Source organism: Brevibacillus borstelensis, assembly GCF_036700025.1.
Taxonomy (GTDB): Bacteria; Bacillota; Bacilli; order Brevibacillales; family Brevibacillaceae; genus Brevibacillus; species Brevibacillus borstelensis.
The window spans coordinates 4,749,526-4,776,092 of sequence record NZ_CP144922.1 but is presented as its reverse complement, the minus strand read 5'-3'; the positions used below and the strand labels follow the sequence as shown (position 1 = coordinate 4,776,092).

Below are 26,567 nucleotides of genomic sequence, written 5' to 3'. Positions count from 1 at the left end.
CAGCCTTTCCGGTGCTACTGAACAAGTTAATCATCTGTCGTCAGGCACGATTTTTGAGGGTGAATTTGCAACTTGGATAGTTTGAACATCCAATAAATTTTCCGTATTTTCCATTCCGTTCAACTAATTCTCCGCCACAAGAGGGACACAGATTATTTTTTATACGTTGATTACGGATTTCATTTTCTTTTTGCAATGTTTTGGCGTGTTTTGTTCTCGCATCCTTATCCTGCAAATTATATACGGCGAGCTTCCGAACAATGGCTTCTCGATCTGCTTTCGAAAGGACGGGATCTTTGTACGAAAGGATATTTTTAACGAGTTGACTAGTATAAATGACTGTTGAAGAAACACTCACTTTCAGAGTAGCTCTGCCGCTAAATACTACGATGGGGATGTAACGGATGTTTTCAAACTCCGATAAGAGAGCTTTAAGTGCTTCCACATGTCCTTTGTTTTGCCAAATTGGATTGAATAGTCGTGCTTTCTTTTTATAAATGGTTTGTGTCCAATATTGGGAATTCTCCGTACCGGTGATCCAACCTTTATAGTTTTTTGTTTCAATCACAAAAATACCGTAAGCTGAAATGACAACGTGGTCGATTTGTGTTGTTTTTCCTTTTGTACCAGGAATGAGTAGATCATTAACGAGATAATATTCATTTGGATCGAGTTTTTTTAGGAGAAGTTGCACAGTTTTTTCTCCGACAAATCCTTTTACCGACGGATGCTTCAAAATAAAGGCGATGATCAGCAGAATTATCAGAAGCGTATAAGTAAACGCCATGTTTGTGCCTCCAAACTTTCATTGCGTCAATGGAAAGCTGCTAAAAAATCAAGGCTTCAATGGGAGCAACATTTGTTATCCCGGGAAATTAATAAGCTTGTATACCAAATTTCAGTAATTTTTTTGGAAAAACGTCATCTAGATTTTGAATATCTGCATCCGTCAGTTCGATAAGATGAAACCCATATTTTTGATAGATGTCCAACTTTGCTTTTTTTCTGTCGAGGTATTTTGGGTCATTTTCCATCCCCCAATATTCGATATAAACCTTTCCTATGGGGAGGTAGAAATCACAATACACATCCTCTTCGATCGGCAATTTTCGTTCGTAGGCATGGACGATTTCCGACATATACAACCAATTATCGATGATCATCTCCGCTTTCGAACGCACAAAATGGCCATCAGCGGTTCGATGCTTCGCTTCAAATTTTTCCCGAAAACTTACATCGTTTTGTTCCTGCACCTCGTCTTTTTCTTCCATAGGTTCACCAATCAATTGCTGAAAGGTTTCAACAAGACGCTTGTTTTTTAGGATGCTCTCCGGCCAGGTTACATAGGGGATTCCGGTTTTTTCGTACTCCAACTGCTTTCCGCCAATGCTTTTGCCTAAATTCGTTAATATCCATCCTTTCCTGTCTCTTTCTACCCATCCTAGTTCCGACAGAATCGGATTAATACGAAACTTGGAGATGTTAAAAATTTGACTCAATGCAGTGGCGTTTATAAATTTTGTCTCCGGTTTATGAAATGACTCTAGAAAATCCTTGTCTTCATGAATGTTTTCCGGCCATACAATCCAGGTTCCTCGTATAGAGTCCGATCTCAATTGTCCATCTTTCATTTTTCCTTTTTCCGTCAAACACCAAGTATCATTTTTTCTTTCAATCCAGCCCATTTTCATTAATAGAGAAAAAAGCTCACTGGTGGGAATGTTTATTAATTTTGAAAGAGCGGTTGTTGAAATGTACTTCGTATTACCCATTTCCTTCCTCCTGAAATACATCCCTGTAGTGCAGAGGGAATTATTGTTCATAAAAAAACTAGTTCAAATTACATGGTTCGTCAAAATAATACTAAAACCTTCATTATTTGGCAAAATAACTGTAAAGAAGTGGTTTTTTTAACCATAAAATTTCGTAACCTAGTACCTTTCATTGGTTCTACTTACTTAGGACTGATGGTATAAAAAGAAAAGGGACGCGGCCCGGTGGTCATTAGTATCGACCAAGGGTTCACGTCCTGCTATTTGTATGGGTTGCTTTGGAAGGCAATCACGGTAATGTCTCTTGTCTTTCTATTAGCGGCTATGCGCTTCTTCAGTTGCTGTCATCCTTATTCACAATCGCAAGGATCTGATGATCCTCCCATTTGCCGTTTATCTTCACGTTTTCCTTGGCGATGCCCTCCTTGTGGAATCCTGCCTTTTCCAATACCTTCATCGATCTGAGGTTGTGCGGCATGACGCCGGCCTCAATCCGGTGCAGCTTCAGCTCGTCGAAAGCATACGATACTACGAGACGGACGGCCTCTGTCGTATACCCTTTCCCATTGTGCTGCTGGTCGAGATAATAGCCGATCCAGCAGCTTTGCAAAGGGCCGCGTACGACCTCTGACAGAAATACGCTTCCGATCAATTCTCCTGATTTTAGCAAAAAAATGCCAAAGGAGTAATACTGATCGAGAGCCATCCTTTCATTGTTTTTGTTTATGCGGTCAAGCTGTCCTGCCAACGTGTAAAACTCCGGTTCGCGCAGAGCTGTGTAGGTTTGAAAAAAGTCCCGATTCCGCAGTTCCAGATCGAGCAGAGCTTCTGCATCTTCGGCTTCAAACGGTCGTACAAAAATCAGATTGCCTTTTCGTTTCATTTGGTCGGCCTCCCTTTTTCAAAGAAATAAAAAACACCACAGGTACTCCCTGTGATGCCGGACAGCAAAACGATGAAAACCACAGGGAAGCGACCCGTGGCGTTTTCTTTTGAGAAAATGCTAATCAAAGGATGACGAGTCGCATGTATATCCAATTTTGGACAGACCTCTCCCTTGGTTAGCTGCAGAAAAGAAAACGGCAGTCGAGTACCCGATGCCTTTGGACAACGACAGAAGCGATCTTTTTTTCATCAGCGGCACTCTCCTTTCGCGTTTTCTAAATTGTATGATAACAGGTAAAGCTTCTCGGCGCAAATGATGCTGCTTTCATAAAAGGGCGGCCGTAGTCAGTAACGTCTTGCTCAATAAAATGAGGCTGCAGCAGCAGAGAGTGTCTTGTCAAGCAGAAAATGACTGTAGCTTGACAGTCGAGCTTACGAACCGAACGCACAAAGAGGGAGCCTTCAACTGCCCGGGACGGATCGCTTGCTCGTCACATATTCCTCCTGAAGAATCCCCATATGGCAAATGTCATGCCAGCGACCATCTCGATAGAGACTCTGACGTGAGCGGCCCTCGTCCTTGAAACCAAGCCTTTCGTACAGTCTGATCGCTTTTTCGTTAAAGGAAAAAACACGCAAGGACACCCGGTGCAAATTCAATTCCAAAAAGGCGTAGTCGAGGAGGAACTGCAAGGCTTCCCTTCCATAGCCTTTGCCCCAACATTCCTTTTCTCCAATATCGATGATGCATTCCGCGTTGCGGTTTTTGTAATCCAGGTTGATCAGCGACGTAATCCCGACCGGTTTTCCCGATTCCTTGTCGACGATGATATAGCTCTTTCCGGAAGGCGACCCCAAGATCACCTGGTTTACAAACGAGGCTGTCTCCTCGAATGTAAACAGATCGAGAGTCGGACTGGTTGATTGCATGACAGCAAGGTCGTTTCTCCATGTATGATAGACGGCTGCATCATCGGGGGTCATTTTTCGCAGGCGAACTCTTGCGGATTCAAATAGCATCAGGCTTTCTTCCTTTCCTCTGTTTTATGAAGGGCTTGCTGTTTCTTCGACCGGGCAAAGCATTTCCTTCAGCGAAAACAAAAGCACATCGATTTGAGCGCTCACCCGCGTCTTTTCCGGGCCCAACTGAAAAGTGTCCAGCATCAAGCCATCGATGAACGAGATCAAATACAGAGCAATCGATTCGGCAGGCAGGCGGGGCTGAAGCTCCATCCGGGCTGTCCCCTTTTGGACAAAATCGACGATCGCTTCGGCCATACGCTGGTAGCGGTCCGTCAAATAGCGGCGGCTTTCATTTTCCGGTTGGCTGTGGATGGATAAAAAAAACTCCGAATTGGCCAGCAGCAGTGAGCGTTCGATGGCTTCGATCTCTTTTTGCTGTTTTTGTATCCAGCTGGTCAGTTGCTGCCAGGCTGTGGACGTATCGTCCGGATCGAAGAAGTGCAGTTCTTGTTCATCCTCGTGCCGCAGCAGCTCGCGGTAGACATGCTCGATGTTGTCGAAGTAGGCGTACAAGGCCCCTCGCGAAACTCCGGCTTCATCCATGATGTCTTGCATCGTTGTCCGGGTGTAGCCCTTTTTCATGAAGACTTGCTTGGCGGCACGGAGCAGTTCCAGTCTTTTTCGATTTTTATAGTCCTCGCTTACTCTTGGAGCCATAAGCACTCCTCCTTTCGCAGGGGATCATGTTTGTAAAAAGGGAAAAAACGCTTGTGCAAACAAAATATACACTAGTGTCGTTTTTTGTGATTATAAACGACACTGATGTCGTTTTTCAAGCGCAAGCTCTTTCTGCAACGGGAATCCCTAGGAAAGCTCGATCATAAGAGCAAGAAAAAGGATGAATGTGATGATCTTCCTTGGTAAAGTTGTTCATATCTGCTGCATCCTTGAGAGGTTTTGATTAAGAGCGAAGGCCGAGGTGCGACGTTTGCATGAGACTTCTCAAGAAGGCCGGGGTGCCGCGTTACATGAAACTTCCCAAGAAGGCCGGGGTGCCACGTCGCATGAAACTTCCCAAAAAGGCAGGAGTTGAACGATGACGAATCATATGAATCTCACATTTGACGAGAAGTGGGAAATTATTTTGGCCTGTGATCGCTCATATGACGGGTTATTTTATAACGCAGTCAAAACGACGAAAATATATTGCCGTCCGTCCTGTCGGTCGAAAAAGCCGAAAAAAGAAAACGTCGTCTTCTACCAAAGCATCGATGCTGTAGAAAAGGCAGGCTTTCGCTCGTGCAAAAGATGCCAGCCCGATGTCGAGCTTCTCCGCAGATCGAGTTGGTAACCGCGGTGAAGGCGTTATTAGTGGAGCATTATAAGCAAAAGCTTATTTTGCAGGATATAGCCAGGCACGTCGGCGTCAGTCCGCACTATTTGGAAAGACTGTTTAAACAGGCTACATCGGAAACTCCCCGCAGCTACTTGGAGAAAATCAGAGTAGACAAGGCGGCACATCTGCTTGCCAATACGAGGCTTACGAACCTCGAAGTCTGCTACGAAGTCGGTTTTCAAAGTCCGTCCAACTTCTACAAGGCATTTCGCCATGTCAAACAGTGTTCTCCGAACGAGTATCGCATGCTCGGGAGTTAGCACGTACTTTTATGTCTTTGCATAGTCAACGTCTTCGCGAGGGGGAACGATTATGAATTGGACCTGTCATGGATCTTCCATTGAACTCTTTCCGCCCAGGGAGTTCCATTTCGGCGAATGCCTCGTTTTTTTGGGCAGATCAGAGCTGGAGGTCCTGCATCAGATCAAAGACGGGTATTTGTACAAGCTGGTGAAAGTCGATCAAGAGCTTGTTCTCTTGAAAATCGGGTGTGCGGGTCAGACGATTCGCGTTGATTTTCCCTTGGGAACCCCGTCCGAGCAGGTGCGTGAAAAAGTGGCGGCGTACGTATGGGAATGGTTTGATTTGGAGCAAAATTTGAGCGGCTTTTATGAAATGGCCCGTCAGGACAAGGTATTGCATCAGCTTGTCCAAAACTATTACGGATTGCGGATCATTCGCATCCCCGATTTATTTGAAGCGCTCACGTGGGCGATTATCGGTCAGCAGATCAATCTGCCGTTTGCCTACACGTTGAAAAAGCGATTTGTTGAGCAGTTTGGAGAAAAGCTTGTTTACGAGGGGACAGTCTTTTGGTTGTATCCTGCCTTTGACAAGATCGCAGCTATTGACATCAATGAGCTGCGAAGCCTGCAATTTACGACCAGGAAGGCGGAATACATCATTGAGGTCGCGAAAGCGATGGCGACGGGACAAGTAACAAAAGAAAGCTTGCGGCACATGAATGATCGCCAGCATGTGCAGAAAACGCTGCTGGGCATTCGCGGAGTGGGGTTGTGGACGGCGGACTATGTCATGATGAAATGCTTTGCTGATCCGGCAGCCTTTCCCGTAGCGGACGTCGGACTGCAAAACGCATTGAAGTCCCGGCTCGGGTTGCAGCGCAAGCCTACCGTCGATGAAATCATGGACTTGGGAGCAAATTGGGAAGGGTGGCAAGCATACGCTACCTTTTATCTGTGGAGGTCTCTGTATGAGCAAGCTGTATAAACTGGATTACGATTCGCCGATTGGTGTGCTGGAGCTGATCAGTTCGGATGACAGTGTGCTTTCCATCATGTTTCGTGAGGGAGGCGAGCCGCGGTATGCAGCCAGCGATGATACCCCTCAGGTGTTGAAGGACTGCTATCGGCAGATGGAGGAGTATTTTCAAGGCGAACGCCGGGAGTTTACGTTTCCCTATACGCTAGACGGGACTGGCTTCCAAAAAACAGTGTGGGAGGCTTTGACCAGAATTCCCTATGCCCAAACGGTTGCGTATAAAGACATTGCAGCCGACATCGGAAATGAGAAGGCGATTCGGGCAGTGGGACATGCCAATAGCAAAAATACGATCAGCATCGTTGTGCCCTGCCATCGCGTGATTGGCTCGGACAGAAAGCTGACCGGATATGCGGGGGGAATATGGAGAAAGGAATGGCTGATTCAGCATGAAAAAACGTTTAGAACCGACCAGTGACACATACGATTCAATTAGGGCCCGTAACCGTTTTTTCCCCGATCCGCATTCCTTCCTCAATCACTCCCGGGCTATGGCGCATCGCAGCCAGTAGCTGCTGCGATGCTATGTGATGCACTGCAATAACGCAACCCGCTTTTGGAGCCCAATCATAAATGCCCATCTGCTTCTAAAAGTTCGTCGACTTCTTTTTTGCGGGCAGAATGCGGCCTTCCACTTTTTCATAAAACGAAAGCAATTGCTTGATAAAAGAGAGCTTCGGTACAGCCCAATAGCTGACCAGAGCGGCCAGCCAGCCGAAAAGCGCACCTGTTGCGACGTCAATCTGATAGTGGACGCCTACCATAATCCGGGAGAGGGACACGCAGATAGCGACTGCAAGCCAGAGCCACCCTTCCTTTTTGCGAACGAGCAGGAAGGATATGCAAATGGAGAAAAACAAGATCGTATGGTCGCTCGGAAAGGAATTGTCGATGTCGTGTTCAATCAGCTTATGGACGTCCGACAATACAGCAAACGGCTGGTTATGGAAGTAAAACTGCCCTGCCAACTTTCCGAGGATTTCAGCCAAAACAAAGGCTGCGACCGCCTGAATAACCATCATGCGGTTTTGATTCGATCTCGTGAACCAATACACGAGCATTCCCGCTGCCAAAACGTACATCATATATTCCGCAAAAAAGACGGCGATCGGATCCAGCGCGGCGTAATGCTTCCCCAAATCATTGATCCATCGAAACACTTCGATATGTAATTCCGCAAAGGACATGACTAGATTCCTCCTAAACTCATGCTTAATACGCAACTTTTAGGAAAACGCGTGCTCAGCAGTTTTCCTACCTAATAATTTACAGATGGAGCTTTGCTTGTGAAATCGAACTTTCTTACAAAACACCGCGTTAATCTTACATTTTTGTAAGTCACCCCACTTTTTCTCCCAAACATAGGTTCAATCGAAAATGATCGTGCGAAATGCAGGAAGAAAACAGGATAGGATACGCCTTGTATGGAAATGAAAGAGGAGATGATTGGGGGAAAATTCGAAAAAAGACGGGAGAAGGCGAAATGAACCAGAAAATCGTCGGGAAGACAAAATCAGTGGGGTTCCAAATTGGCGTAAGGAGAACGCTACCCGTCTCGCAGGAGAAAGCGTGGGAGCTTCTCACCTCGGCAGAAGGGCTGGAATCTTGGCTGGGAGCGGGCATCAGTGTCATGCTGCAGCCGGGGCAGAAATATTATTCTGAGGAAGGGACAGGTGAATTCCGGATTGTCAAACCGCTCCAGCAGCTCCGCCTTACTTGGCAGAAAGAAGGGTGGCAGCGGCCTTCTACTGTTCAGGTTCGCCTAATAGCGAAGGAGGCAAACAAGACGACAATCAGCTTTCATCAGGAGCACCTTGCAGACGAGAAGGTCAGAGAAGCGATGAAAGAACATTGGGAGGCTGTTTTGGACAGGATCAGGGAAAATATCTAACGCTTTTGCATGGGCAGTTTAAATTGACGGAAGGAGACATTTCACATGGAAAAAACGGTAGAAACGCGTCCGACCCGCTCCGAAGTGCCTGTCGAATTGACTTGGGATCTCCGGGATTTATTCGCGTCTGACGAAGCCTGGGAGGCTGAGCTGGCAGAAATCGAAAAAGCCGCAGCGGAAATGGCAGCGTACAAAGGGAAGCTGAAAGAAGGGGCGAGTGTCTTGCTCGCATGCTTGCAAGCCCAGGAACAGATTTCGATGAAGCTGATCAAGGCCTGGACTTTTGCCAGCCTGCGGCAATCAGCGGATGGAACAGACCCTGTCAATCAGGCGAACTCGTCCAAGCTTTCCGCAGTTCGGACAATGGTAAGCGCCGCCTTGTCTTTTATCGATTCCGAAATCCTTCGGCTGCCGGATGGAACAGTGGAAGCCTACATCCAGCAAGAAGCAGGGCTTGAGCCTTTCCGCCGAAGCCTGCATGAGCTTCTGGAGCAGAAAAGGCACAGGCTTTCCCCGGAAACGGAAGAAGCCCTCGCTGCACTCGGAGAAGTTCTGGAAGCGCCGTATCACATCTTCAGCATGAGCAAACTGACGGATATGCAGTTTTCCCCGGTAGAAGACGAGAAAGGGAATGAATTGCCCGTTTCGTTTGCCTTGTTTGAAACCCGTTATGAATTCTCGCCCGACGCCGAGCTGCGCAAAAAAGCGTACGACTCCTTTGTCCATACGCTGCAGCAGTACAAAAATACATTTGCCGCCGTCTACGCGACGGAAGTGAAAAAACAAGTGGCCCTCTCCCGTCTCAGAGGGTACGAATCGGTCACGGAAATGCTGCTGGAGCCGCAAAAGGTTTCGCTGGAGATGTACAACAATCAGCTCGATATCATTGTCAGCGAGCTTGCTCCACATATGCGCCGATACGCCCGACTCAAGAAAAGAGTGCTCGGCCTCGAGACCGTGCGCTTCTGCGACTTGAAAGCGCCGCTGGACCCGCATTATCATCCCTCGGTCTCCTACGAGGAAGCGAGCAAAATGATCCTGGATGCTTTGCAGGTAATGGGGCCGGAGTACCTTCAGATCATGGAACGGGGATTGACGGAACGATGGGTGGACCGCTCTGATAACATCGGCAAATCGACGGGGGCCTTCTGTTCGAGCCCGTACGGAGCCCATCCATACATCCTCATAACCTGGCAAAACACGATGCGCAATACGTTCACGCTGGCGCATGAGCTGGGGCATGCGGGTCATTTCTTCTTGGCGAACAAGAGCCAAAGAATCATGAATACCCGGCCGTCGCTCTATTTTATCGAAGCGCCGTCTACACTGAATGAGCTTCTCTTGGGACAGCATATGCTGGCAGGTACGAATGAAAGCCAAATGCGCCGCTGGATTGTGCTCCAACTGCTCGCGACGTACTACCACAACTTTGTTACCCACGCCCTCGAAGGGGAGTATCAGCGTCGCGTCTACCGCCTGGCAGAAAAGGGTGGAGCACTTACGGCGGCTTCGCTTTCCGAAATAAAAGGATCGGTTCTCTCCGATTTCTGGGGGGATGCTGTCGACTTGGACGAAGGCGCCCGCTTGACCTGGATGCGCCAGCCGCATTACTACAAGGGCCTTTATCCGTACACGTACTCTGCCGGATTGACAGCGTCTACGACTGTCGCCCAGATGATCCGGGAAGAAGGCCAGCCGGCCGTGGAAAGATGGCTGGACGTCCTGCGTGCAGGCGGAACGATGAAGCCGCTGGAACTGTTGCGGCATGCCGGTGTGGACATGTCGAACCCGGAGCCGATCCGTAAAGCTGTCGCTTACATCGGATCGCTTATCGACGAGCTGGAACGTTCCTTTGAATAGTGGCTAACAGGCATGGACGCAGGGGGCTCGTCCCCCTGTTTTTTAAGGCAGGAAAGTCGGGGGGGTTTCGTCGAACGTTCGAACAGATAGACTAGCAAAGATGTTTTTCCCTAAACCTTCCAGTTGCCTGCACTATACGGCCGAGCGACTATCGGACTGTAAATATCTTTTTGCTACGTAAGAAGATAAGAGCGTTTAAAATGAAGGAGCTTCGGATATAGTAGTAGATAAAAGAAGGAAAATTCGGATAACGAGGAGTTGTTTGATGATGGCAAAACGACTGATCCCCTATTTGATGATGGACGGAAATGCAAAGGAAGCGATTCAATTCTATCAAACTGCTTTGGGAGCGCAGTTGCTTTTCAGCCAGACCTTCGGTGAAATGCCGGAAAATCCGGAGTTCCCGATGCCGGCAGAGGCAAAGGACCGGGTAGCGCACGCAACAATCAAAGTTGGCGAATCCGAGTTGATGTTCTCCGATACGTTCCCGGGTCAGCCGCACAACGTTGGAAATCAAGTGACGATCTGCATTACAACCAACAGCCCGGAGGAAGCAAAGCAACTGTATGAAGCCTTGCAGCAGGGCGGTCAAGTCAACATGCCTCTGCAAGAAACGCATTTCAGTCCAGCCTACGGGATCGTCACGGACAAGTTCGGCGTGGTCTTCCAGGTATACGCGGAAAGTCACCACAGTTAACATTGTGCAGGTTAATTGAAAAAAGCGCATAGGGAATCCATAAAAAAGAACGGCCAGCTTCGCAGCTTTTTACAGTTGGCCGTTCTTTGTGTATGTTCCGAGCGGGCTTTGTCAGCTGTGCTTTGCCATTTTCTTTTTTTCGGAGTGAGAAGGAAGAAAGCTGTCAGAATGCCGACTGCCAAATTTGCGGCAGAACGATTATAATGGAAAAACTTAAACCATGTCATAAAGGCTGCTAGTGTCAATTACCCGGGCAAAGGTATCCTGCAATGATGCCATAAAAGTATCATGAACGGTTTTTGCAGGAATCACTGTATCGTTCCATACCAAATCCTTGGTGGCACACGCTTCACTGAGCAATATCACTTCATAGCCCAAACGATGCGCGGTTCTCACAGTCGAGTCAATACATATGTGGCTCATCATGCCACATATGACTAACCGCGTTACTTTCATCGACTCAAGATGTTTTTGCAATTCAGTTTGAAAAAAGCTGTCTGGCGTATGTTTCACAATCACTTTTTCGTCAGATTGGGGCTTTACGCGTTCATGAATGGTTATCCCGTGGGTATCGGGCAGAAAAAAGGCAGCCTCTTTCTCCAGAAGAATGCACTGAATATGGACAATAGGCAGATTCTTTTCGCGGAACAGCGACAATGCTTCTTCTGCGTGAGTTACCGCTTTATCGGGTTGGAATAATTCATTTCTCCCTCCTTTGAAATAATCATTTTGAATGTCTACCAATACCAACGCTGTATTCATGGTACATGGCTCCCTTCCGCAGGTTAAAGTTGTTTCTAAACAGCATTGTAATTTCAGTAAATGGAATGGTGAATTACCCACTTTTTTGTGGGTATGGGAAAGGATCTTTTGTGTCTGATATGATTACACAGAGGTGAGTTCCATGATCATTCGAGAGGTATGCACCTGCCCTTTGGAAATTGTTCACGACATTATAAAAGGGAAATGGAAAACAATGATCATCTATCAATTGAAAGACGGGAATATGTCTTTGGCTCAACTGGAGCGAGAAATCGACCAGATAACCCAAAAGATGTTGTTACAGCATTTAAGAGAACTCAAATCTTGTGGGATCGTCGATAAAATCAAAACGGAAGGGTATCCGTTGCATGTAGAGTACTTTCTTACTGAACGCGGGAGAAAGCTGTTGGACGCGGTACTGATCATGCAGGAGATCGGCATTGAATACATGGTGGAACGGGGGCAAACCGAACTTCTTGATCGCAAAGGCATCAGTTATAAGATTTGAAACATGAACTTTGTTCAATTTGAATGGATGTCTTGCTAAATGAATTTGCCCGTTTGCGCAATCATTCAAGTGAGTCTCAAACATGATGGTTAGTGGACAATCCACCGTCGACTGCTCCATCCTTCCAAACAAAAAGCCAGTCCAAACACGAAAAAAGTTTGAGACTGGCTTCATTTCATGAACGATCTTTACCACAAAACAACGCCACAGAGGGAACCTTCTGCGACGTGTTTAGCCACATCTCGAAAGGCAGCATCAAAATCCTTCTTCAACGCGGCAGCTTATTTATCCCTTACTCCCTCAACAGCCAACATATACATCGTTAAAGCTTGGGCATCCCGGATTATCCATTCCCGGTATTCGCTTTCCGCTGCTACATATTCCTCTTCCGTTATATATCCGTCTCTTTCCATCTGGACGCCTCTGCTTGAAGCGGTATCCGCCCAAATGCCAATTCTATTTTGGAAATCCGGGTCCGATCGCTTCATGACTTCATGTTGGGGCGTTATCGTGATTTCTTTGAGGCCGCTTGCTTGGAACAAATCTGAAAGGCGGTCGGCAATTCCGTTGTCCATTCCTGCATCGGAACGCCATTTCAAATATGCCGAGTAAAAGGCGAGCATACTCGCGGGCGGCTGCGGCTCCCATTGTATTTTTTCATGATTATAATCGGCAGCCACAATCCTTCCACCTATTTTTGCAGCCGATACCATTGATTTCAAAGCCTCTAGCGGATCAGACAGCCAGATCAAAACGCGAGCCGAGGCAACAATATCAAATTCCTGCTCACAGGCAAGCGTGTAAATGTCACCTGTTTCAAAAGTCAACCCCGGGGTATCGCCATGAGCTTTCCGGGCTTTTTCGATGAGGGCCGGATTGCTGTCGATTCCGACAACACGTCCACTCGGACCTACCGCTTCGGCGATTCCGCGTGTAATGGCTCCAGTACCGCAGCCAACATCAAGAACGGTCATTCCTTCCGTCAGGATTTGTGCAAGCCTTCTGTGGGATGTTGCCAATGACCGCGAATCTAAAACATTGGTCAGCTTTCCCGACAATTCCGCACGATTTCGAGCAGTATTTGTGTCCATGTGGAGTCCTCCGTGACCAATCAGATTTTTCCACTTATTCTACCCCTGCGAGTGGTATAGATAAAATATTAAACTTTTATTAATTCGATAGGTATTAACTATAGGTTTGCGAGAGAACTATCGTTTTTGCTGTCTGGAGATGACCAAGGAGGGTTGAGCGGAAACATATGATAATTTGCAGGGAGCCGTTGTCCCCCCTAATCCATAGTGCCTACAAGTTTTTTGTACTTTTGCTGGATGTAGCCTTTTCACCTAAATACTACCATTATGAAAAAGAGACGATTGCAGAAAAGGAATGTCCGGAGGAGTAAGGAGGGGCACTGGTGATTCGGAAGCACTATTTGTTATTGATTCTGGCAATGATTCTTTGCCTGCCGCTGGCCACGTATGCGGCAGACAAGCCAAAGCCAAACATGCTGCGTGCAGATGAGCGAAATGATGCGATTTCGGGCGGAACCAGAAGAGCTGGGGCACCTCCCGACGAACTGATGAGATTCAGGATCATGTACGCGACATATGCGGAAAGTATGTGGGACGGGCGGATACCGGGCCATTTGCACGGGGATGGGGACGACTTGGGCAGAGGCGGAAACAACCTAGGCAAGGGTGGAGACGACCTGGGCAAGGGTGGAGACGATCTAGGCCGAGGCGGAGACGACCTAGGCAAAGGCGGAGACGACCTAGGTGGAGACGGAGACAACCTGGGGAAAGGGGGAGACCCAGAGCACGGTACTCCGACCCATGAAAACACCCGCACTCCTTTTGACCCCACAGCCAGCGATCATGACCCAAAAAGCGGCGACTCCGATGGGAAAGGCAATGAGTTGAAAGCAAAAGAGGGTAAGCCAGGCTTTTGGGACTGGCTGATCGGCGGAGCCTCCGAAGCGCTCGACAAAGGCTTGGAGCTTTGGGAGTCCACCGTGGACAGCGTAAAGGAAACAGTGAGGGACGCCATTGACACCGTTGTAGATACTGTGAAGGACGTCGTAACTACCGTCGTAGACGCGGTCGTCGATGCAGGAAAATGGGTCGAGGACCACTGGGAGGTCGTGTTGGTCACGACAGCAGGTGTCGCCCTCACCGTGGGCGGCGTGTTCTTTCCGCCGCTGCTGCCGTTTGGCGTCTCGATCCTGGTCGGCGAAGGGATATCCGGTGTGATCGGGTACGCCTTTGGCATGCGCGGCGATGAACTGCTGCGGGAAATGGCGCTGGGCGGCGTACTGTCGGCAGCGGGCTTTGGGGCCGGCGCTTTAATTGGAAAGGCGGCTACGGCAGTCGCTCGCCTCAAACCGGTGGCAAATGCCCTTGGCAAAGCATCCGCTTTGACGAGCCGGGCTACCAGCGCTGTCCGGACCGCCGTTGGCAAAGGAGCGCAAGCGGCAGGGGCGGCAGCCAGATGGGTGCGGCAAACCTCGGTTGGCCGTGCCGCAGCCCGCTTGGGAACACAAGCAGCAAATGCGGTACGGTCGGCAACGAGCGCGGCAGGCAAGGCGGGGAATGCTCTTCGCAGCGCTCTGGCAAGCACAGCGAAGCAAGCAGGCGGCGCTCTGAGAGCTGTTGCAGCACGCATCGGGCAAACGCGCCTGGCCCAGAGCGCAGCGTCTGTAGCGAAGAATGTAAGAAGTGCCGCCAGCAGCGCAGGAAATGCTGTGAAAAACAGCAGTGTGTACCGGGCAGTGGCCAGCCTCGGACGAAATACGGGGAAAGGCATCGGGAAGCTGGCAAGCAACGTGGGAAGCGGCTTGCGTACCGTGGCGAAGACGACGGGCAGCAAAATGCAGTCCATCGTCCAGACCGTGAAAAAGACGGCACCTGTCCGGGCTGTCGCAGGGTTCACTCGAAAAGCGGGCACGCAAATCAGCCAGAGCTTCCGGCAAATCGGCAGTGCGATCTCCCGCAGTTTGGCAACGACAGTCCTGCGGAGCAAAACGGCGGGGGCTGGCGAAGGCTTTGCCGTCAGCGTGATGGATGACCGGGCGCGCGGGAAAAAGGTAGATTACCGCAAGGCGACGATTGCCGCGGCCATCGGGGCGCTGCTGGTGACCGGCGGATCGATTGGACTAAACAAAGCGTATTCTACCGGGCAGGAAACCGCGCAGGCTATGGTGAAGAGCAGTGCTGAGCAGGCCGAGGATAGTTTGGAGGGGATGCTGCGGGTCGAGCGGCAAGTTGATCTTGCCAAGATTGGAGCGAAAGCTCCTACGGGAGACAATATAAACAAGAATAATATCATTAAAGCGCTTGAGGGGACCACCACTCAGTCTACTAAAATTGCTCAGGCTATTAAAAATGGAGACATTAAAGTTAGCATACTTGGAGATGAGCTATTTGACAGGTATTTTGGGGAAGAATTGGCATTGGCAGTAGGTGATAATGTGAATGTCAATCAAAATGTTGACCACCGTGCTCATCAAAAAATTGACCACCATGGCAAAAATCAATCCACCCGTCGGGTGGGTAACTTTTTCATGATCACGATCTTTGAATGCTCTGCTTAAAGCGATAGCTGTCTCCATTCATTGCAAAGATATGGGCACGATGGGTAAGCCGATCAACCAGGGCTGACGTCATTTGCTCATCTTTGAAAATCTGTGTCCATTCCGTAAATTCCAGATTACTGGTAATGATCATGCTTCCTTTCTCATAGCGGGCCGCACAAAATTGGAATAATAACTCCGCCCCGGTCCGACTCAGAGGGACAAACCCGACTTCATCCAAAATAATCAAATCTGTTTTCAACCATTGCCTCTCTAGCTGGAGGATTCGCTTTTGGGACTGAGCTTCCATAAGCTCGTTACATATTTTAGCGGCAGTCCAAAACTGAACGGAATAGCCATGATGGCAAGCTTCCTTCCCGAGTGCAATGGAGAGATGAGTTTTGCCAGTGCCAGAGTTTCCGATAAACATGATGTTCTCTGCCTTTTCGATGTACTCACAACGAGCCAGTTGAAGCAATTTGGGCTTATTGAGGGACGGAATCGCCGAGAATTCAAATTGATCGAGCGTTTTCATAGAAGGGAATTTGGCGTGCTTGATGCGACTCGCGATTTGGTTAGCATCCCTTTGCTGAACTTCTTGCTCTAGTAGGGCTAAGAGGAACTCCTCGTAGGGAATTTGCCGTTCAGCAGCATCATGGGCGATTTCCTTATAGACACGTTTAATCGCAGGTAAGCGAAGGCGTTTCGCGTAGGTTTCAAGCAGGAAACTCGTACTCAATGAACCACACTCCTTTTCTGTAACAAACGATTGTACTGGCTAAGATCTGGGGCCTTTACCTGAATACGTGGAACAGAGCTATCCTCCGCCAACGAGAGTTGGGGCAAACGGTGTTCCGGCAATGTTCGCTGAAACAATAATTGCCTTACGGCATCATACTGGAACATCCCTTTTTGGCAGGCCTCCCCCAGTGCTTCTTCGACGAGAGAAGTATCGAATTCACGGTGCAAAAGCAAGAGTCGAACGAACTCCTTCATCCCTCCTGGTCGGTTACGGCACTTGTCCAAGAACTTTTGGTAAATGGCGGGTAATCCTGCCTGATGCAATGGTCTAGCATAAAGAACTGCTCCTGGGCGAATAAGAAGTAAATCCAGATAATGATCGTATTGCAAAATCTCCTTTCCTTTTTCCAAGCACCGCTCATGCGTCGCAATCAGGCTTTTTCCGTGATACACCTCAATTTTTTCAGCAAATACTCGGCAAATAAGTTGGGTCGATGCATAGGAAACCGGGACGGAATAGGCATTTTTTTCAATGTGGATCATGGATAGCGTATTGCTTTTCACGGGTACAACACGGAAACAATCCAATGGCCGTGGAGGCAATGGAAGCATGATGGGCAACTCTTGAACAAATGCTTCTCCAACCGTTAGGGAAGACCGGGGAACGGTTGTATTCTCGTAAGAGATACATTTTTCGAGGAGGATTTGATTTAGCTCCTCCAGAGAAGAAACACTAGGAACAGGTGCAAAAAATTGCCTCTGGGCAAACTGTACGAGGTTTTCCACTTGGCCTTTTTGATGCCCTTTTCCCGGATCACAGAAATAGCTTTCAAACAGGTAGTGGGCACGTAGCTGAATAAATCGCTCTTGTTCCTCGCGATTTTTGCCTTCCAATACCTTCTTAACGGCTGTTGTCAGGTTGTCGTATGTGATGACTTGGGGAACAGCACCGAAAAATTCAAAAGCATCTACATGACCTTGGAGAAGAGCCTCTTGCTTCTGATGAGCAAATGTCTTGATGAAAATCTTTCTGCTGTATGTGCAACGCATACAAAAGACTTGAACCTTCACTTGTTTCCCTTGTAAATGAACCGTAACCTCACCCCAGTCAAATTGGGCAAATCGCCCTGGCGGGAAATCAAGAGGGACAAATGCTTTAGGAGGAGAAACCCGCAACTCTCTGACGTAGCGTCGTACAGTAGATTCACCGCCGGTGAATCCATGTTCGTCAACGAGTCTCTGGTAAATACGTTTGGCAGTATGACGCTGCTTCGGGGGAGCCTGTTCATCTTGACGCAGCCATTCCAAGATGATGGGCTTGACAAAATCAATGACTGGCTTCGGCTTCGGTTTTGAAAGCTGGTATACAGGGATTTCCGTTGATGTCAAGGCTTTTCGTATCACTTGACGCGAGTAGCCAGTTTCGCGAGAAATTTGACGAATCGACTTCCCTAGCAGAAAGTGTTGTTTCCTGATAAACTCATAATTAGCCATCTGAAGCATTTCCTTTCCTCCTATATCTTGTTGTCTAGACAACTACAAGATACAGGAAAGAGGTGCTCAGGTGGTCAACTTTTTTATGAGCGATGTACCACTAGGTGGTCAATTATTAGATTAGCATTCACATGATAAGATATATCTTCGGAAAAGTTCGGGTAGCTTGTTAAGTGAAACAGTACATGAGGGAACGCATGCTCTTGATTTCAGAAATATGTATGGGTTTGAAGGAACGAAGACAGAATGGCAATGGGAAAAACGTGCATGGTTTTATGAACGTCAGTTCCAGAAAGCAACAGGTGGGAAAGTTGAGTTTGAGAAAATTGAAGACATGCTAATGCACATATATCTTAATTATAAAAATAAACCATATAATCCGTACGAGTAGGTGATAAAAATTGGATGAATTTGTTCGGAGTATGCTATTTTACCTAAAAAATGGTGAAAAATCCTCATTATTAGAAACAGCAGAAGAGAAGATAGGCAGTGATATGCTAAGAGGTGTCCTGCTTAATATTGTTAATTGGTTAAAATTAGAGTATAAAAGAGTGCATATATGGGATCGAAGAAGTATGCATTCCAAACCTCTTAGCCTTAATGAAAATTACCCATGGTGTAAAAACCTTGTAATTTTGGTTCAAGAAGATAAGTTGTTTGGGAAATATTTCGTTATTGAAAAAAATGGTCTTTACTATAGTTTTTTAGTTGATGAAGAAACCCGTAACATAGCTCGAAAAATAGCCTTCGAGGGTTATAATCCACCAAGAATGAGTTGAATAAATTCTTAAGTTCCAATTTTACTATCTTTATATTTGCTCGTTGGGAAAAATTTATCAGGAAGGAAAACCTAATAGAAATCAATTTTTATGAACTATAAATAAAGACAAATGTGTACTTGAAAATATGAGTTGGTGCTTTGCTGTACCGAATAAAACATTCTGTTATTATACCTTTAGGAAATTTGTGTAATTTTGAATGTGCAACTAGGAATAAAAGGCACGCTCTTTTTTGAAGTGACCCCAAAAATGTATTTTGCAACTCAAAAATGCAGAGTTTGGCGGCCAATTTATGCAGAACACTGCCAACATCAATACAAAAGAATTTAGGAAGACTTCATGCTGGATAGAGCATGGCGCAGTCGGTAGCTTTCTCCGGTAAACGCCAGAATATGGGCGTGGTGGACGAGGCGATCCACAAGGGCTGCCGTCAATCGCGTATCTCCAAACACCGTATTCCACTGCCCAAACTCCAAATTCGACGTCACAATCACACTGTTTCTCTCATAGCAGGCCGAGATAACATGAAACAACAGCTCAGCCCCCGTTTGGTGAAAGGGAACAAACCCAACCTCGTCCAAAATCAACAACTCACAGTCTGCCAGTTCTTTTTGAAACCGCATCAGTGCCCCATTCGCGTGTTTTTCCTGCAAGAGCGCAACCAGATCGGGAACACGGAAGAATCGAACGGCATATCCCCTTCGGCACGCCTCTACGCCAAGCGCTGTTGCCAGATGGGTCTTCCCCGTGCCCACTTTTCCCAGCATCAGCACATTTTCCTTGCGCTCCAAAAAACGTAGGTCGATCAATCCCTCCTTTGTACATGTTTCCGGTAAGGTGACTGCCTCAAAAGCGTAATCTTCCAGTGTCTTCAGTTGGGGAAACGCGGCTTTCTTTATCAGTCGCTTCAGCTTTGTCTCCTCCCGCCGTTGAATCTCCATCCGCAAGACTCCCAGCAAGAAGCTCTCCCGATCTTCAAACGGCACCTGTTCATAGGTTTCCATCACATGCGCCAAATGCAAAGTTTTGCACACCTTTGCCAGCTCTTCTCTCATTCCACCCTCACCCCCAGGATCCGGTCGTACTCATCCAGTATGGGTATCTGCCCGTGAAGGGCAGGGGGTGTATGCGACTCTGAAAACGGTTCCGGGCGGAAAACAGGGTGTTTTATCGCGTAAAGGGCATGCTCCAAGGCAACAGCCAGATGCTCTTGCTGATGCGACAATTCTCCCAGTACTTGCCCGATTTCCTTCAACGTATAGGTGTCGAGCAATCGATGGAGCAGGCGAATTCGTGCTTTTCGTGCATTCATGTCTTCCACCGTCAAAAACGTTTGGAGCGCCTGAGGCATCATATTGGTAAAGGAAGAATACATCACCGCCCGCGGGCGTTTTTCATATCTCTTCAATACCGCCTTCCAATCTACTGGAATGACTTTCTCCGTATAGGGACGAGGCAATGTCACAATCGGGGTGTATGTCCCGTCTGCCGTTAACACCTCCAGCACATCCCACTTGACTTTCACCAAAACCGGCTGCATGGCCCGACACTGCGGCAACGGGAAGAGAGCCGCGTCAAACGACAGCTCAGCGTATTTGTTCAGGTGGCACGTCTCCAGCCGGAAAATCTCCAGCGGTGTCGTCGGCAGCGTCAGCAGCTTGCATTTTTCTTGCTTCCACAACTCGGCAATGGTTTGCTTTTTCACATAGTGAGGGCGCTGCATATCCGCACGGGCAGCTTCCGCCAAATACGTCTCCAGTTGTTCCGGCGTATCGATAACCGGTGGCGGAACACACCAGTTCCGGCGTCCATACCCCACTTTGTTTTCCACATGGCCTTTCTCATGGCCGCTGTATGGATTGCAAAACAGGGGCTCAAAGCGGTAATGGGCGCAGAAACGCCGAAACGCTTCCGTACACTCTCGTTTTCCGCCTTGCTGGATGGACACAACAGCAGCGGACAAGTTGTCAAACCAAATCTTGCGAGGAACCCCTCCCATTTGCTGAAATAGCCGCCCTAAGGCCTCCAGAAAGCATTCCGTGTTTTCTTTCGGAACCGGGAACACAAAGGCGGCATTGCTGTACGGAAACGACAGGGTCAATACTTTCCGCTCCACCAGTTCTCCCGACTTGACCACGTACACCGTCCCAAAGTCAGCCTGGGCTTCCCCGCCTGGATGCTCCAAACGCTCAAAATGTTCGGCTCGTTCGGCTGCCATGGCTTTCTTCCGTTTGGAGACATATTCGGATACCGTTCGCTGCCCGCCAGGGAAGCCGTACTCATCCCGTAACCGCTGAAACATGCGGACGGCTGTATGGCGTTGCTTGCGTGGAAGACGCTCATCATCCTCCAGCCATGTGTCAATAATCTCTAAGTACGGTCCCAACACCGGATGGCGGCCTTTTCGCTTGCATACCGGTTCATTCCAATCGTCGCGATCCGCATATTTCTTGGCGGTTCGCCAATTCACCTGGACACGTTCCGCAATTTCCTGAATCGAACACCCTTCGACTTCCCGCAAAAATCGGATATACTGTTGTTGTGGCACTTTCAACATTCCTCTCACTCCCTCAGATTCTAGCCAAATCCAAGGGTAGATTTTGTAGGGGGATGTTGGCAAGTGCCTTTTTCATGGCCTCAGAATTGCGGTGGAACTCTGCAGTTTTCCGCCGCAATTCTCTGCACTTTTATCCTGCCATAAACACCCAAAAAGTTAGACAGTCATTTTAATTAAGCAGCAAGTAAGGTTTGAGTTCGGTATTGCACTGGACTCAAGCCTTTTAATTTTGCCTTGATTCGTTTGTTGTTGTAGTAATCGATGTATTTTGCTAACTCTTGTTTAAAATGTTCAATGTTTTCAAACTCCTGCATATATAAAAATTCCGATTTTAAGATACCAAAGAAGTTCTCCATTACAGCATTGTCATAACAGTTTCCTTTTCGTGACATACTCTGCGTAATGTTCTTTTCTTTTAATGCCTGTTGGTACTTGCTCATTTGGTAATGCCAGCCTTGATCCGAGTGAATAAGCAGCTCGTCTTCATCTGTTAGTCGTTTAAAAGCTTGGTCCAGCATCGTTGAAACAAGAGAATACCTTGGTTTTGAATCAATCGTATAGGCGACAATTTCTCCGTTAAATAAATCTAACATTGGCGATAAATAAAGCTTTTCGCCAAATAATTTAAACTCCGTAATATCCGTTACCCACTTCTGATTTGGCTTGTCTGCGTGGAAGTTGCGATCCAAAATATTCGGCGCCACCTTTCCAACTTCCCCTTTATAGGAGCGATATTTTTTCATCCGAACCATGCTTTTTAAGCCTAACTGTTTCATCAATCGCTGTACTTTTTTATGGTTTACCTGATGTCCTAGATTCTTGAGTTCATCCTTAATACGACGGTATCCGTAGCGTCCTTTATGTTCATGGTAAATCGCCTGAATTAATGTTTTTAATTCAGCATGTTTATCTGGACGGCTGAAAGTTTTTACATAGTAATAATACGTACTTCGTGGAATACCCGCGAGTTTAAGTAGCGCTTTTATAGGAAATTCGGTCCTTAGTTCAAATACTACTTGCGCTTTGTCTTGCTTTGTAATTTTTCCTTGCTTTGAACTAAGGCATTCAACTTTTTTAAGTAAGCATTCTCCATGCGTAAACGCTCTAATTCTTCCTGCAGTGCCTCGACTGATCCTTCAACAGGTGTTCCTTTCTTGTGTCTCTTCTTCATGGCTGGACGCCCCTTTTTCTTTGAAATGAGAGCGTCTATTCCTTGTGATTGAAATTGCATTCTCCATTTTCGAATCAATCCAGGAGAGGTGATTCGAAAAATGGCGGCTGTTTCATTCGGAGACGTCCCATAAGTATTCATATAATTGAGTACGTCTAGTTTAAACTGTACCGAGTAACTTGTATAGGATTTTACAAAGGCTTTTTCACCCTGATGCTCGTACTGCAACACCCAGTTTCTCACCATATAGTCAGATGCACTGTCAACGCCGGAATTAATTTGACCCACGAGCGCCGGTATAATTTTGACCCACCTGTGCGCCTGGTGTCGAATAGATTCCGGTTTTTAGTTTTTCTTTGAGCCGGTAGCTGTTCCCCCGGATGTTCACGACGTGGGAGTGATGCAATAAGCGGTCGAGAACAGCTGTAGCAAGAACGGGATCGCCCATGAGTTCGCCCCATTCGCCAAAGCTCTTGTTGCTAGTCAGAATCATGCTTCCTTTCTCGTAGCGTGCACAAACCAACTGAAAAAACAGGTTTGCAGCGAGCGGATCGAGGGGGAGGTAGCCCACCTCGTCCACGATGAGGATGCGTGGCCTGAGATATACCCTCATTCGTTTGTCCAGGCGATTCTCTTCATAAGCTTTTCGTAAATCGCCCACGAGCTGCGCGAGAGAGACGAAATACACAGGCAATCCTTGTCCAATGGCCTCCATAGCGATAGCAACGGCTAAATGCGTTTTCCCCACGCCGGGAGGCCCGAGAAACAACACGTTTTCTTGCCTCCCAACGAACGTCAGCGCAGCCAGTTCACGAATCAGTCGTTCATCAATCCCCGGTTGAAACGAGAAGTCGAATTCGTTGAGCGTACGCCGATAAGGGAGGTGAGACAGCTTCATGCGGACCTCTACATTTCGGCGCTGGCGATCCTGAATCTCAGCGTCCAGTAGATCATTGAGGAAAGAGAGATACGTGCTTTGGCTCCGGCTGGCAGCTTCCAGCTTGGCATCAAGCGATTGGGCGGCTTGACCCAAACCAAGTTCCTCCAGACGCTGGCGGGCTTGTTCGAGCTCAATCATGCGCCCACCTCCACAAGACGTTCATACACGTCCAACGGACGCACTTCCACGTCTTGTACAGGAATCTGAACGCCTTGCGGCTTTGGATAAGCATATCCCTGAGCTGTACTCAAATTCGTGTATTGGTCCTCACACATCACTAGCCTTCGGGATTGGTACTGCTTCTCGTGCCGGGCGATGAGCTGCTTCTCGCAGTATATTTCGACGAATCTGTTTACCTCTCGTACCTTTACTTCACGTCCGCTATACCGCCATGGAACGCCATAACGAACGCCGTCGTAGCTCACAAATCCGTCACGGCTTACTTTCCTCGGTTCAAACCGGTACTTTGCCCATCGTTCCGGAGACGGAAGCATACCGAGCTTCTCTTGTGCCAAGCGATCGATCGGTCTTTCCCCAGTTGTACCGTGGATACGACGGTTTTGCTCATCGCACCAGTGTCTGGCTTGGCGATTTAGGTCACCAAGATCGGTGAATGATCGCCCTGGCATGAAGTTCTGCTCGATGAACTGAACGCTTCTCTCGACCTTTCCTTTCGTTTGGGGACGTCGTACGCGGCAAACTTTGGGGATCAAGCCGATAGCCGCAGCAAAATCTTCAAACAACGGATGCCATCTCGGCTTTCGATCATCGCCCATGCCAAGAATAACGGTCTTCATTTGGTCGGTTAGCATGGTCTTTGGAACACCGCCGAAGTATTCCAAACCGTTCATCAAGCAGCGTAAGAAACTGTGGATGTCACAGCGCTTTGTAAATTCGATGTACATCGCTCGGGAGTAACCCAACACCATCGTAAAAACGGGGATTTTACGCACTTCACCGTTTAAATCGATGTACTCGCAAATCTTCCAGTCCACTTGGGCTTGGTGTCCGGCTTTTGTCTCATAGCGTTGCACCGCAGGTGCCTGTTTTGGAGGTCGACGGGGCTTCACATAGTCCTTGATGATCGTAATGCCCCCCGTGTAACCTCGCTCTTTCAAGAGACGCAGCAGCACTTCACAATTGAAAATTCCCTTTTCGAGGTATAGATCCAGCAAGGCTTTGAACGGATCGAGTTTTGAGACTCTCTTCTTACGCGGACGAGGTTCCGGAATTCCTTCTGCGCGGAGGTATTTTCGTATGGTATTACGGGAATGACCCGTTTCCCTTGTGATTTCGCGGATACTCTTGCCGCTCACTTGAAGTTCGTGTAATCTGATCACAGTCCCACTCCTTAGCATATGTCTCCCCTCTGAAGCTACTTTGGTCGGTAATTTCAGAGAGAGGTATTCTACAGGGGTGGGTCATTTTCATTCCGGCGAACCTGGGTCAATTTTAACCCGGCGGTGACATGCACCAATGGACGCTGCGATCGAAGCATAACTCTCCACACCTTCTAAGTATCGTTGAACCGCAGCTAACTTAACATCCCCACTAAATTTAGTAATAAAAAAACTGCACCCCCAACTGTTGAATATGTCCAACAATTGGGGTGCAGTTCATTTAACTTAACATCGTTACATCAACCAGGTCGATTATGGTCAGATACCACTATAATTGACCTGGTTTTGTTATATTAACTTTTCTTATTTTATCTCGGTCCAGACCGTGAAAAACACGGCACCCGTCCGGGCAATCGCAGGGTTCACGCGAAAAGCAGGCACGCAAATCAGCCAGGGCTTCCGGCAAATTGGCAGTGCGATCTCGCGGAGCTTGGCAACGACGGTCCTGCGGAGCAAAACGGCGGGGGCTGGCGAAGGCTTTGCGGTTAGCGTGATGGATGACCGGGCGCGCGGGGAAAAGGTGAATTACCGCAAAGCCGTGATTGCTGCGGCCATCGGGGCGCTGCTGGTGACCGGCGGATCGATTGGACTAAACAAAGCGTATTCTACCGGGCAGGAAACGGTACAGACTGTGGTGAAGAGTGGTGCTGAGCAGGCCGAGGATAGTCTGAAGGCTGTGCTGCGAGGTGAGGGAACGGGCGACCCTTACGATCTTCTGAGACAACATGGCGTACCGACGACCCTGACGGATGAAGAGATTGCGGCGGCAAAAGCTGTGGATTTGCGGATGGAGATGAAGGGAGAAAAATCCCCCAACGTAGGCACTGTAACACTTTGTAAATTAGAAAAAAGGTCCAACTCGCTTGCCAAATTAGAAAAAAGGTCCAACTCGCTTGCCATCAAGCGGGCTGGACCTTTTGAACTGATTAGCGGGAAGTCTGTAACGGCTCTCCCTGATACAGGTCGACTTGCAACGGGGCTGAGAGAAATTCCTGGGCTTTAGCTGTGAAGGCTTTGAAGTGATCGCTTTGATTGTGGGAAGCGACCGCGTCAGGGCTCTTCCAGACTTCGGCCATCAAGAAGGTATTCTCTTTTTCCGCGGATTGATAAAGGTTGTACGAGATGTTTCCAGCTTCCGCTCGGGAGGCTTCGATCAGCGGCTGGATTTCCTGCAAAAATGTCTCGGTCTTCTCCGGATTTACGTGCATGGTGGCGTGAATGATGATCATGGTGCGTTCATCCTCTCAGCGTGTCGTTTATTCGTTACTTCCAGGTTGCGACCTTGTCCACCGGTAAGCGGTAGGACGGGTGACCGCTATCGGCCGCTTTCCCGATGGAGATCAGCATGACGGGGAAGTAGCGCTTCGGATCGAGCCCGAAAGCTTCGGCAATCTTGTCTTTTTCGTATCCGCCGATCGGGTTCGTGTCATATCCGTGGGCGCGGGCGACCAGCATCAGCTGCATGGATACCAGGCCGCAGTCAATCAGGACGGTCTGCAGATTGACCTCGGGAGTCATGTTGGCGTAATACTGGGTGATGGATTCCATCAGTCTTTCTTTGACATCAGCCGGCATGTAGCCAAGCTCCACGGCTTTTCCGTAAATCTCCTCGGCATAGGCAAAGCTGTCGAGATCTCCAAAGACGGCAATCACGGCAGATGATGTTTCTACCTGGGTCTGGTTGAACCGGGCGAGGGGAGCAAGCTTCGCCTTCCCTTCAGGGCTGTCAATCACCAGGAAACGCCAAGGCTGCAAATTGACAGAGGAAGGAGCCATGTTGGCTTTCCTGAGAATTTCCGTCATTTCTTCGCGGCTGATTTTGACGGTGGGATCGTATCTTTTAATGGAACGGCGTCCGGTGACGATTTCTTGAAAATCGTTATTGAGTACTGAAGTGTTCAT

At 48.1% G+C, this 26,567-nt stretch carries 26 protein-coding genes and 2 pseudogenes; 10 read left to right on the top strand and 18 right to left on the bottom strand.

Translation table 11 applies throughout. The features are described from left to right. Window positions 1-40: 40 nt before the first annotated feature. The 6 genes from V5G20_RS22925 to V5G20_RS22900 all read right to left on the bottom strand — a co-directional run bounded on the left by V5G20_RS22925 (window position 41) and on the right by V5G20_RS22900 (window position 4,337). Entirely contained in the window at window positions 41-787 is a 747-nt protein-coding gene (locus V5G20_RS22925; RefSeq protein ID WP_003391152.1) for an NERD domain-containing protein, read from the bottom strand. An 88-nt stretch (window positions 788-875) separates the two neighbouring features. After that, window positions 876-1,772, bottom strand: a complete 897-nt coding sequence (locus V5G20_RS22920; protein WP_003391154.1) for a hypothetical protein — start codon at window positions 1,770-1,772, stop codon at window positions 876-878. Between the two features lie 334 nt (window positions 1,773-2,106). Further along, the gene (locus tag V5G20_RS22915; RefSeq protein WP_039071415.1) at window positions 2,107-2,655 is read right to left on the bottom strand and encodes a GNAT family N-acetyltransferase; all 549 of its coding nucleotides are present in this window, start codon (window positions 2,653-2,655) and stop codon (window positions 2,107-2,109) included. A 120-nt stretch (window positions 2,656-2,775) separates the two neighbouring features. Further along, on the bottom strand, window positions 2,776-2,907 hold the full coding sequence (locus tag V5G20_RS22910) for a hypothetical protein (protein WP_285850520.1): 132 nt from the start codon (window positions 2,905-2,907) through the stop codon (window positions 2,776-2,778). A gap of 212 nt (window positions 2,908-3,119) precedes the next feature. After that, complete coding sequence (locus V5G20_RS22905) at window positions 3,120-3,677, bottom strand: GNAT family protein (protein ID WP_338462341.1); 558 nt, start codon at window positions 3,675-3,677, stop codon at window positions 3,120-3,122. A 24-nt stretch (window positions 3,678-3,701) separates the two neighbouring features. Beyond that, window positions 3,702-4,337 carry a TetR family transcriptional regulator gene (locus V5G20_RS22900; RefSeq protein WP_031932143.1) on the bottom strand — a complete coding sequence of 212 codons (636 nt, stop codon included), beginning with the start codon at window positions 4,335-4,337 and terminating at the stop codon, window positions 3,702-3,704. A 379-nt stretch (window positions 4,338-4,716) separates the two neighbouring features. On the opposite strand from V5G20_RS22900, the pseudogene V5G20_RS22895 reads away from it, so the two are divergent. The 3 genes and pseudogenes from V5G20_RS22895 (at window position 4,717) to V5G20_RS22885 (ending at window position 6,715) form a co-directional block, all read left to right on the top strand. After that, a pseudogene (locus V5G20_RS22895) lies at window positions 4,717-5,276 on the top strand (bifunctional transcriptional activator/DNA repair enzyme AdaA). Window positions 5,277-5,328: 52 nt separating this feature from the next. After that, a complete protein-coding gene (locus V5G20_RS22890) occupies window positions 5,329-6,246 on the top strand; it encodes a DNA-3-methyladenine glycosylase family protein (protein WP_003391170.1) in 918 nt (305 codons plus the stop codon). Then, on the top strand, window positions 6,230-6,715 hold the full coding sequence (locus tag V5G20_RS22885; RefSeq protein WP_338462338.1) for a methylated-DNA--[protein]-cysteine S-methyltransferase: 486 nt from the start codon (window positions 6,230-6,232) through the stop codon (window positions 6,713-6,715). The genes V5G20_RS22890 and V5G20_RS22885 overlap by 17 nt, the downstream gene beginning before the upstream one ends. Window positions 6,716-6,884: 169 nt before the next feature. Here V5G20_RS22885 and V5G20_RS22880 read toward each other — a convergent pair whose 3' ends face one another. After that, window positions 6,885-7,484: an undecaprenyl-diphosphatase gene (locus V5G20_RS22880; protein WP_338462336.1), complete on the bottom strand. Its 600-nt coding sequence runs from the start codon at window positions 7,482-7,484 to the stop codon at window positions 6,885-6,887. Between the two features lie 296 nt (window positions 7,485-7,780). On the opposite strand from V5G20_RS22880, the gene V5G20_RS22875 reads away from it, so the two are divergent. The 3 genes from V5G20_RS22875 (at window position 7,781) to V5G20_RS22865 (ending at window position 10,745) form a co-directional block, all read left to right on the top strand. After that, a complete protein-coding gene (locus V5G20_RS22875) occupies window positions 7,781-8,188 on the top strand; it encodes an SRPBCC domain-containing protein (protein ID WP_338462334.1) in 408 nt (135 codons plus the stop codon). A 45-nt stretch (window positions 8,189-8,233) separates the two neighbouring features. Continuing rightward, the gene (pepF, locus tag V5G20_RS22870; RefSeq protein WP_003391181.1) at window positions 8,234-10,048 is read left to right on the top strand and encodes an oligoendopeptidase F; all 1,815 of its coding nucleotides are present in this window, start codon (window positions 8,234-8,236) and stop codon (window positions 10,046-10,048) included. 268 nt (window positions 10,049-10,316) lie between these two features. After that, entirely contained in the window at window positions 10,317-10,745 is a 429-nt protein-coding gene (locus V5G20_RS22865; RefSeq protein WP_003391183.1) for a VOC family protein, read from the top strand. Window positions 10,746-10,958: 213 nt separating this feature from the next. Here V5G20_RS22865 and V5G20_RS22860 read toward each other — a convergent pair whose 3' ends face one another. Then, window positions 10,959-11,507, bottom strand: a complete 549-nt coding sequence (locus V5G20_RS22860; RefSeq protein ID WP_338462332.1) for a cysteine hydrolase family protein — start codon at window positions 11,505-11,507, stop codon at window positions 10,959-10,961. Between the two features lie 142 nt (window positions 11,508-11,649). On the opposite strand from V5G20_RS22860, the gene V5G20_RS22855 reads away from it, so the two are divergent. Next, window positions 11,650-12,015, top strand: a complete 366-nt coding sequence (locus V5G20_RS22855) for a winged helix-turn-helix transcriptional regulator (protein WP_003391188.1) — start codon at window positions 11,650-11,652, stop codon at window positions 12,013-12,015. Window positions 12,016-12,296: 281 nt separating this feature from the next. Here the strand turns inward: V5G20_RS22855 and V5G20_RS22850 are convergent, their stop codons facing one another. Continuing rightward, window positions 12,297-13,106, bottom strand: coding sequence for a methyltransferase domain-containing protein (locus tag V5G20_RS22850; RefSeq protein WP_003391191.1), 810 nt, complete (start codon window positions 13,104-13,106; stop codon window positions 12,297-12,299). Between the two features lie 323 nt (window positions 13,107-13,429). Here V5G20_RS22850 and V5G20_RS22845 point away from each other — a divergent pair, with 323 nt between their 5' ends. Further along, window positions 13,430-15,604 (top strand): hypothetical protein, encoded by a 2,175-nt coding sequence (locus tag V5G20_RS22845; protein WP_338462329.1) that lies wholly within the window; start codon window positions 13,430-13,432, stop codon window positions 15,602-15,604. Here V5G20_RS22845 and istB (V5G20_RS22840) read toward each other — a convergent pair. Both istB (V5G20_RS22840) and istA (V5G20_RS22835) read right to left on the bottom strand, forming a co-directional pair. Next, window positions 15,579-16,322, bottom strand: coding sequence for an IS21-like element helper ATPase IstB (gene istB, locus V5G20_RS22840; RefSeq protein ID WP_025846873.1), 744 nt, complete (start codon window positions 16,320-16,322; stop codon window positions 15,579-15,581). The two genes, V5G20_RS22845 and istB (V5G20_RS22840), sit on opposite strands and share 26 nt — an antisense overlap. After that, window positions 16,319-17,827: an IS21 family transposase gene (istA, locus tag V5G20_RS22835; protein ID WP_251256056.1), complete on the bottom strand. Its 1,509-nt coding sequence runs from the start codon at window positions 17,825-17,827 to the stop codon at window positions 16,319-16,321. The genes istB (V5G20_RS22840) and istA (V5G20_RS22835) overlap by 4 nt, the downstream gene beginning before the upstream one ends. Window positions 17,828-18,219: 392 nt before the next feature. On the opposite strand from istA (V5G20_RS22835), the gene V5G20_RS22830 reads away from it, so the two are divergent. Next, window positions 18,220-18,597 carry a hypothetical protein gene (locus V5G20_RS22830; RefSeq protein WP_039071388.1) on the top strand — a complete coding sequence of 126 codons (378 nt, stop codon included), beginning with the start codon at window positions 18,220-18,222 and terminating at the stop codon, window positions 18,595-18,597. 326 nt (window positions 18,598-18,923) lie between these two features. On the opposite strand, the gene istB (V5G20_RS22825) is transcribed toward V5G20_RS22830, so the two are convergent. From istB (V5G20_RS22825) to istA (V5G20_RS22805), 5 genes and pseudogenes are all read right to left on the bottom strand, one after another. Next, window positions 18,924-19,652, bottom strand: a complete 729-nt coding sequence (gene istB / locus V5G20_RS22825; protein ID WP_023555238.1) for an IS21-like element helper ATPase IstB — start codon at window positions 19,650-19,652, stop codon at window positions 18,924-18,926. Beyond that, entirely contained in the window at window positions 19,649-21,154 is a 1,506-nt protein-coding gene (gene istA, locus V5G20_RS22820; protein WP_023555239.1) for an IS21 family transposase, read from the bottom strand. Before istA (V5G20_RS22820) ends, istB (V5G20_RS22825) begins: the two co-directional genes overlap by 4 nt. 173 nt (window positions 21,155-21,327) lie before the next feature. Further along, window positions 21,328-22,571 (bottom strand): annotated as a pseudogene (locus tag V5G20_RS22815) (IS3 family transposase); the annotation flags it as partial. 28 nt (window positions 22,572-22,599) lie between these two features. After that, window positions 22,600-23,403, bottom strand: coding sequence for an IS21-like element helper ATPase IstB (istB, locus tag V5G20_RS22810; RefSeq protein WP_024982952.1), 804 nt, complete (start codon window positions 23,401-23,403; stop codon window positions 22,600-22,602). Then, entirely contained in the window at window positions 23,400-24,623 is a 1,224-nt protein-coding gene (gene istA / locus V5G20_RS22805) for an IS21 family transposase (protein WP_024982953.1), read from the bottom strand. Before istA (V5G20_RS22805) ends, istB (V5G20_RS22810) begins: the two co-directional genes overlap by 4 nt. A 367-nt stretch (window positions 24,624-24,990) precedes the next feature. On the opposite strand from istA (V5G20_RS22805), the gene V5G20_RS22800 reads away from it, so the two are divergent. After that, window positions 24,991-25,668 carry a hypothetical protein gene (locus tag V5G20_RS22800; protein WP_338462326.1) on the top strand — a complete coding sequence of 226 codons (678 nt, stop codon included), beginning with the start codon at window positions 24,991-24,993 and terminating at the stop codon, window positions 25,666-25,668. On the opposite strand, the gene V5G20_RS22795 is transcribed toward V5G20_RS22800, so the two are convergent. Next, entirely contained in the window at window positions 25,592-25,894 is a 303-nt protein-coding gene (locus V5G20_RS22795; RefSeq protein WP_081924438.1) for a putative quinol monooxygenase, read from the bottom strand. The genes V5G20_RS22800 and V5G20_RS22795 overlap by 77 nt on opposite strands. A 34-nt stretch (window positions 25,895-25,928) precedes the next feature. Continuing rightward, window positions 25,929-26,567, bottom strand: coding sequence for a nitroreductase family protein (locus V5G20_RS22790; RefSeq protein WP_003391476.1), 639 nt, complete (start codon window positions 26,565-26,567; stop codon window positions 25,929-25,931).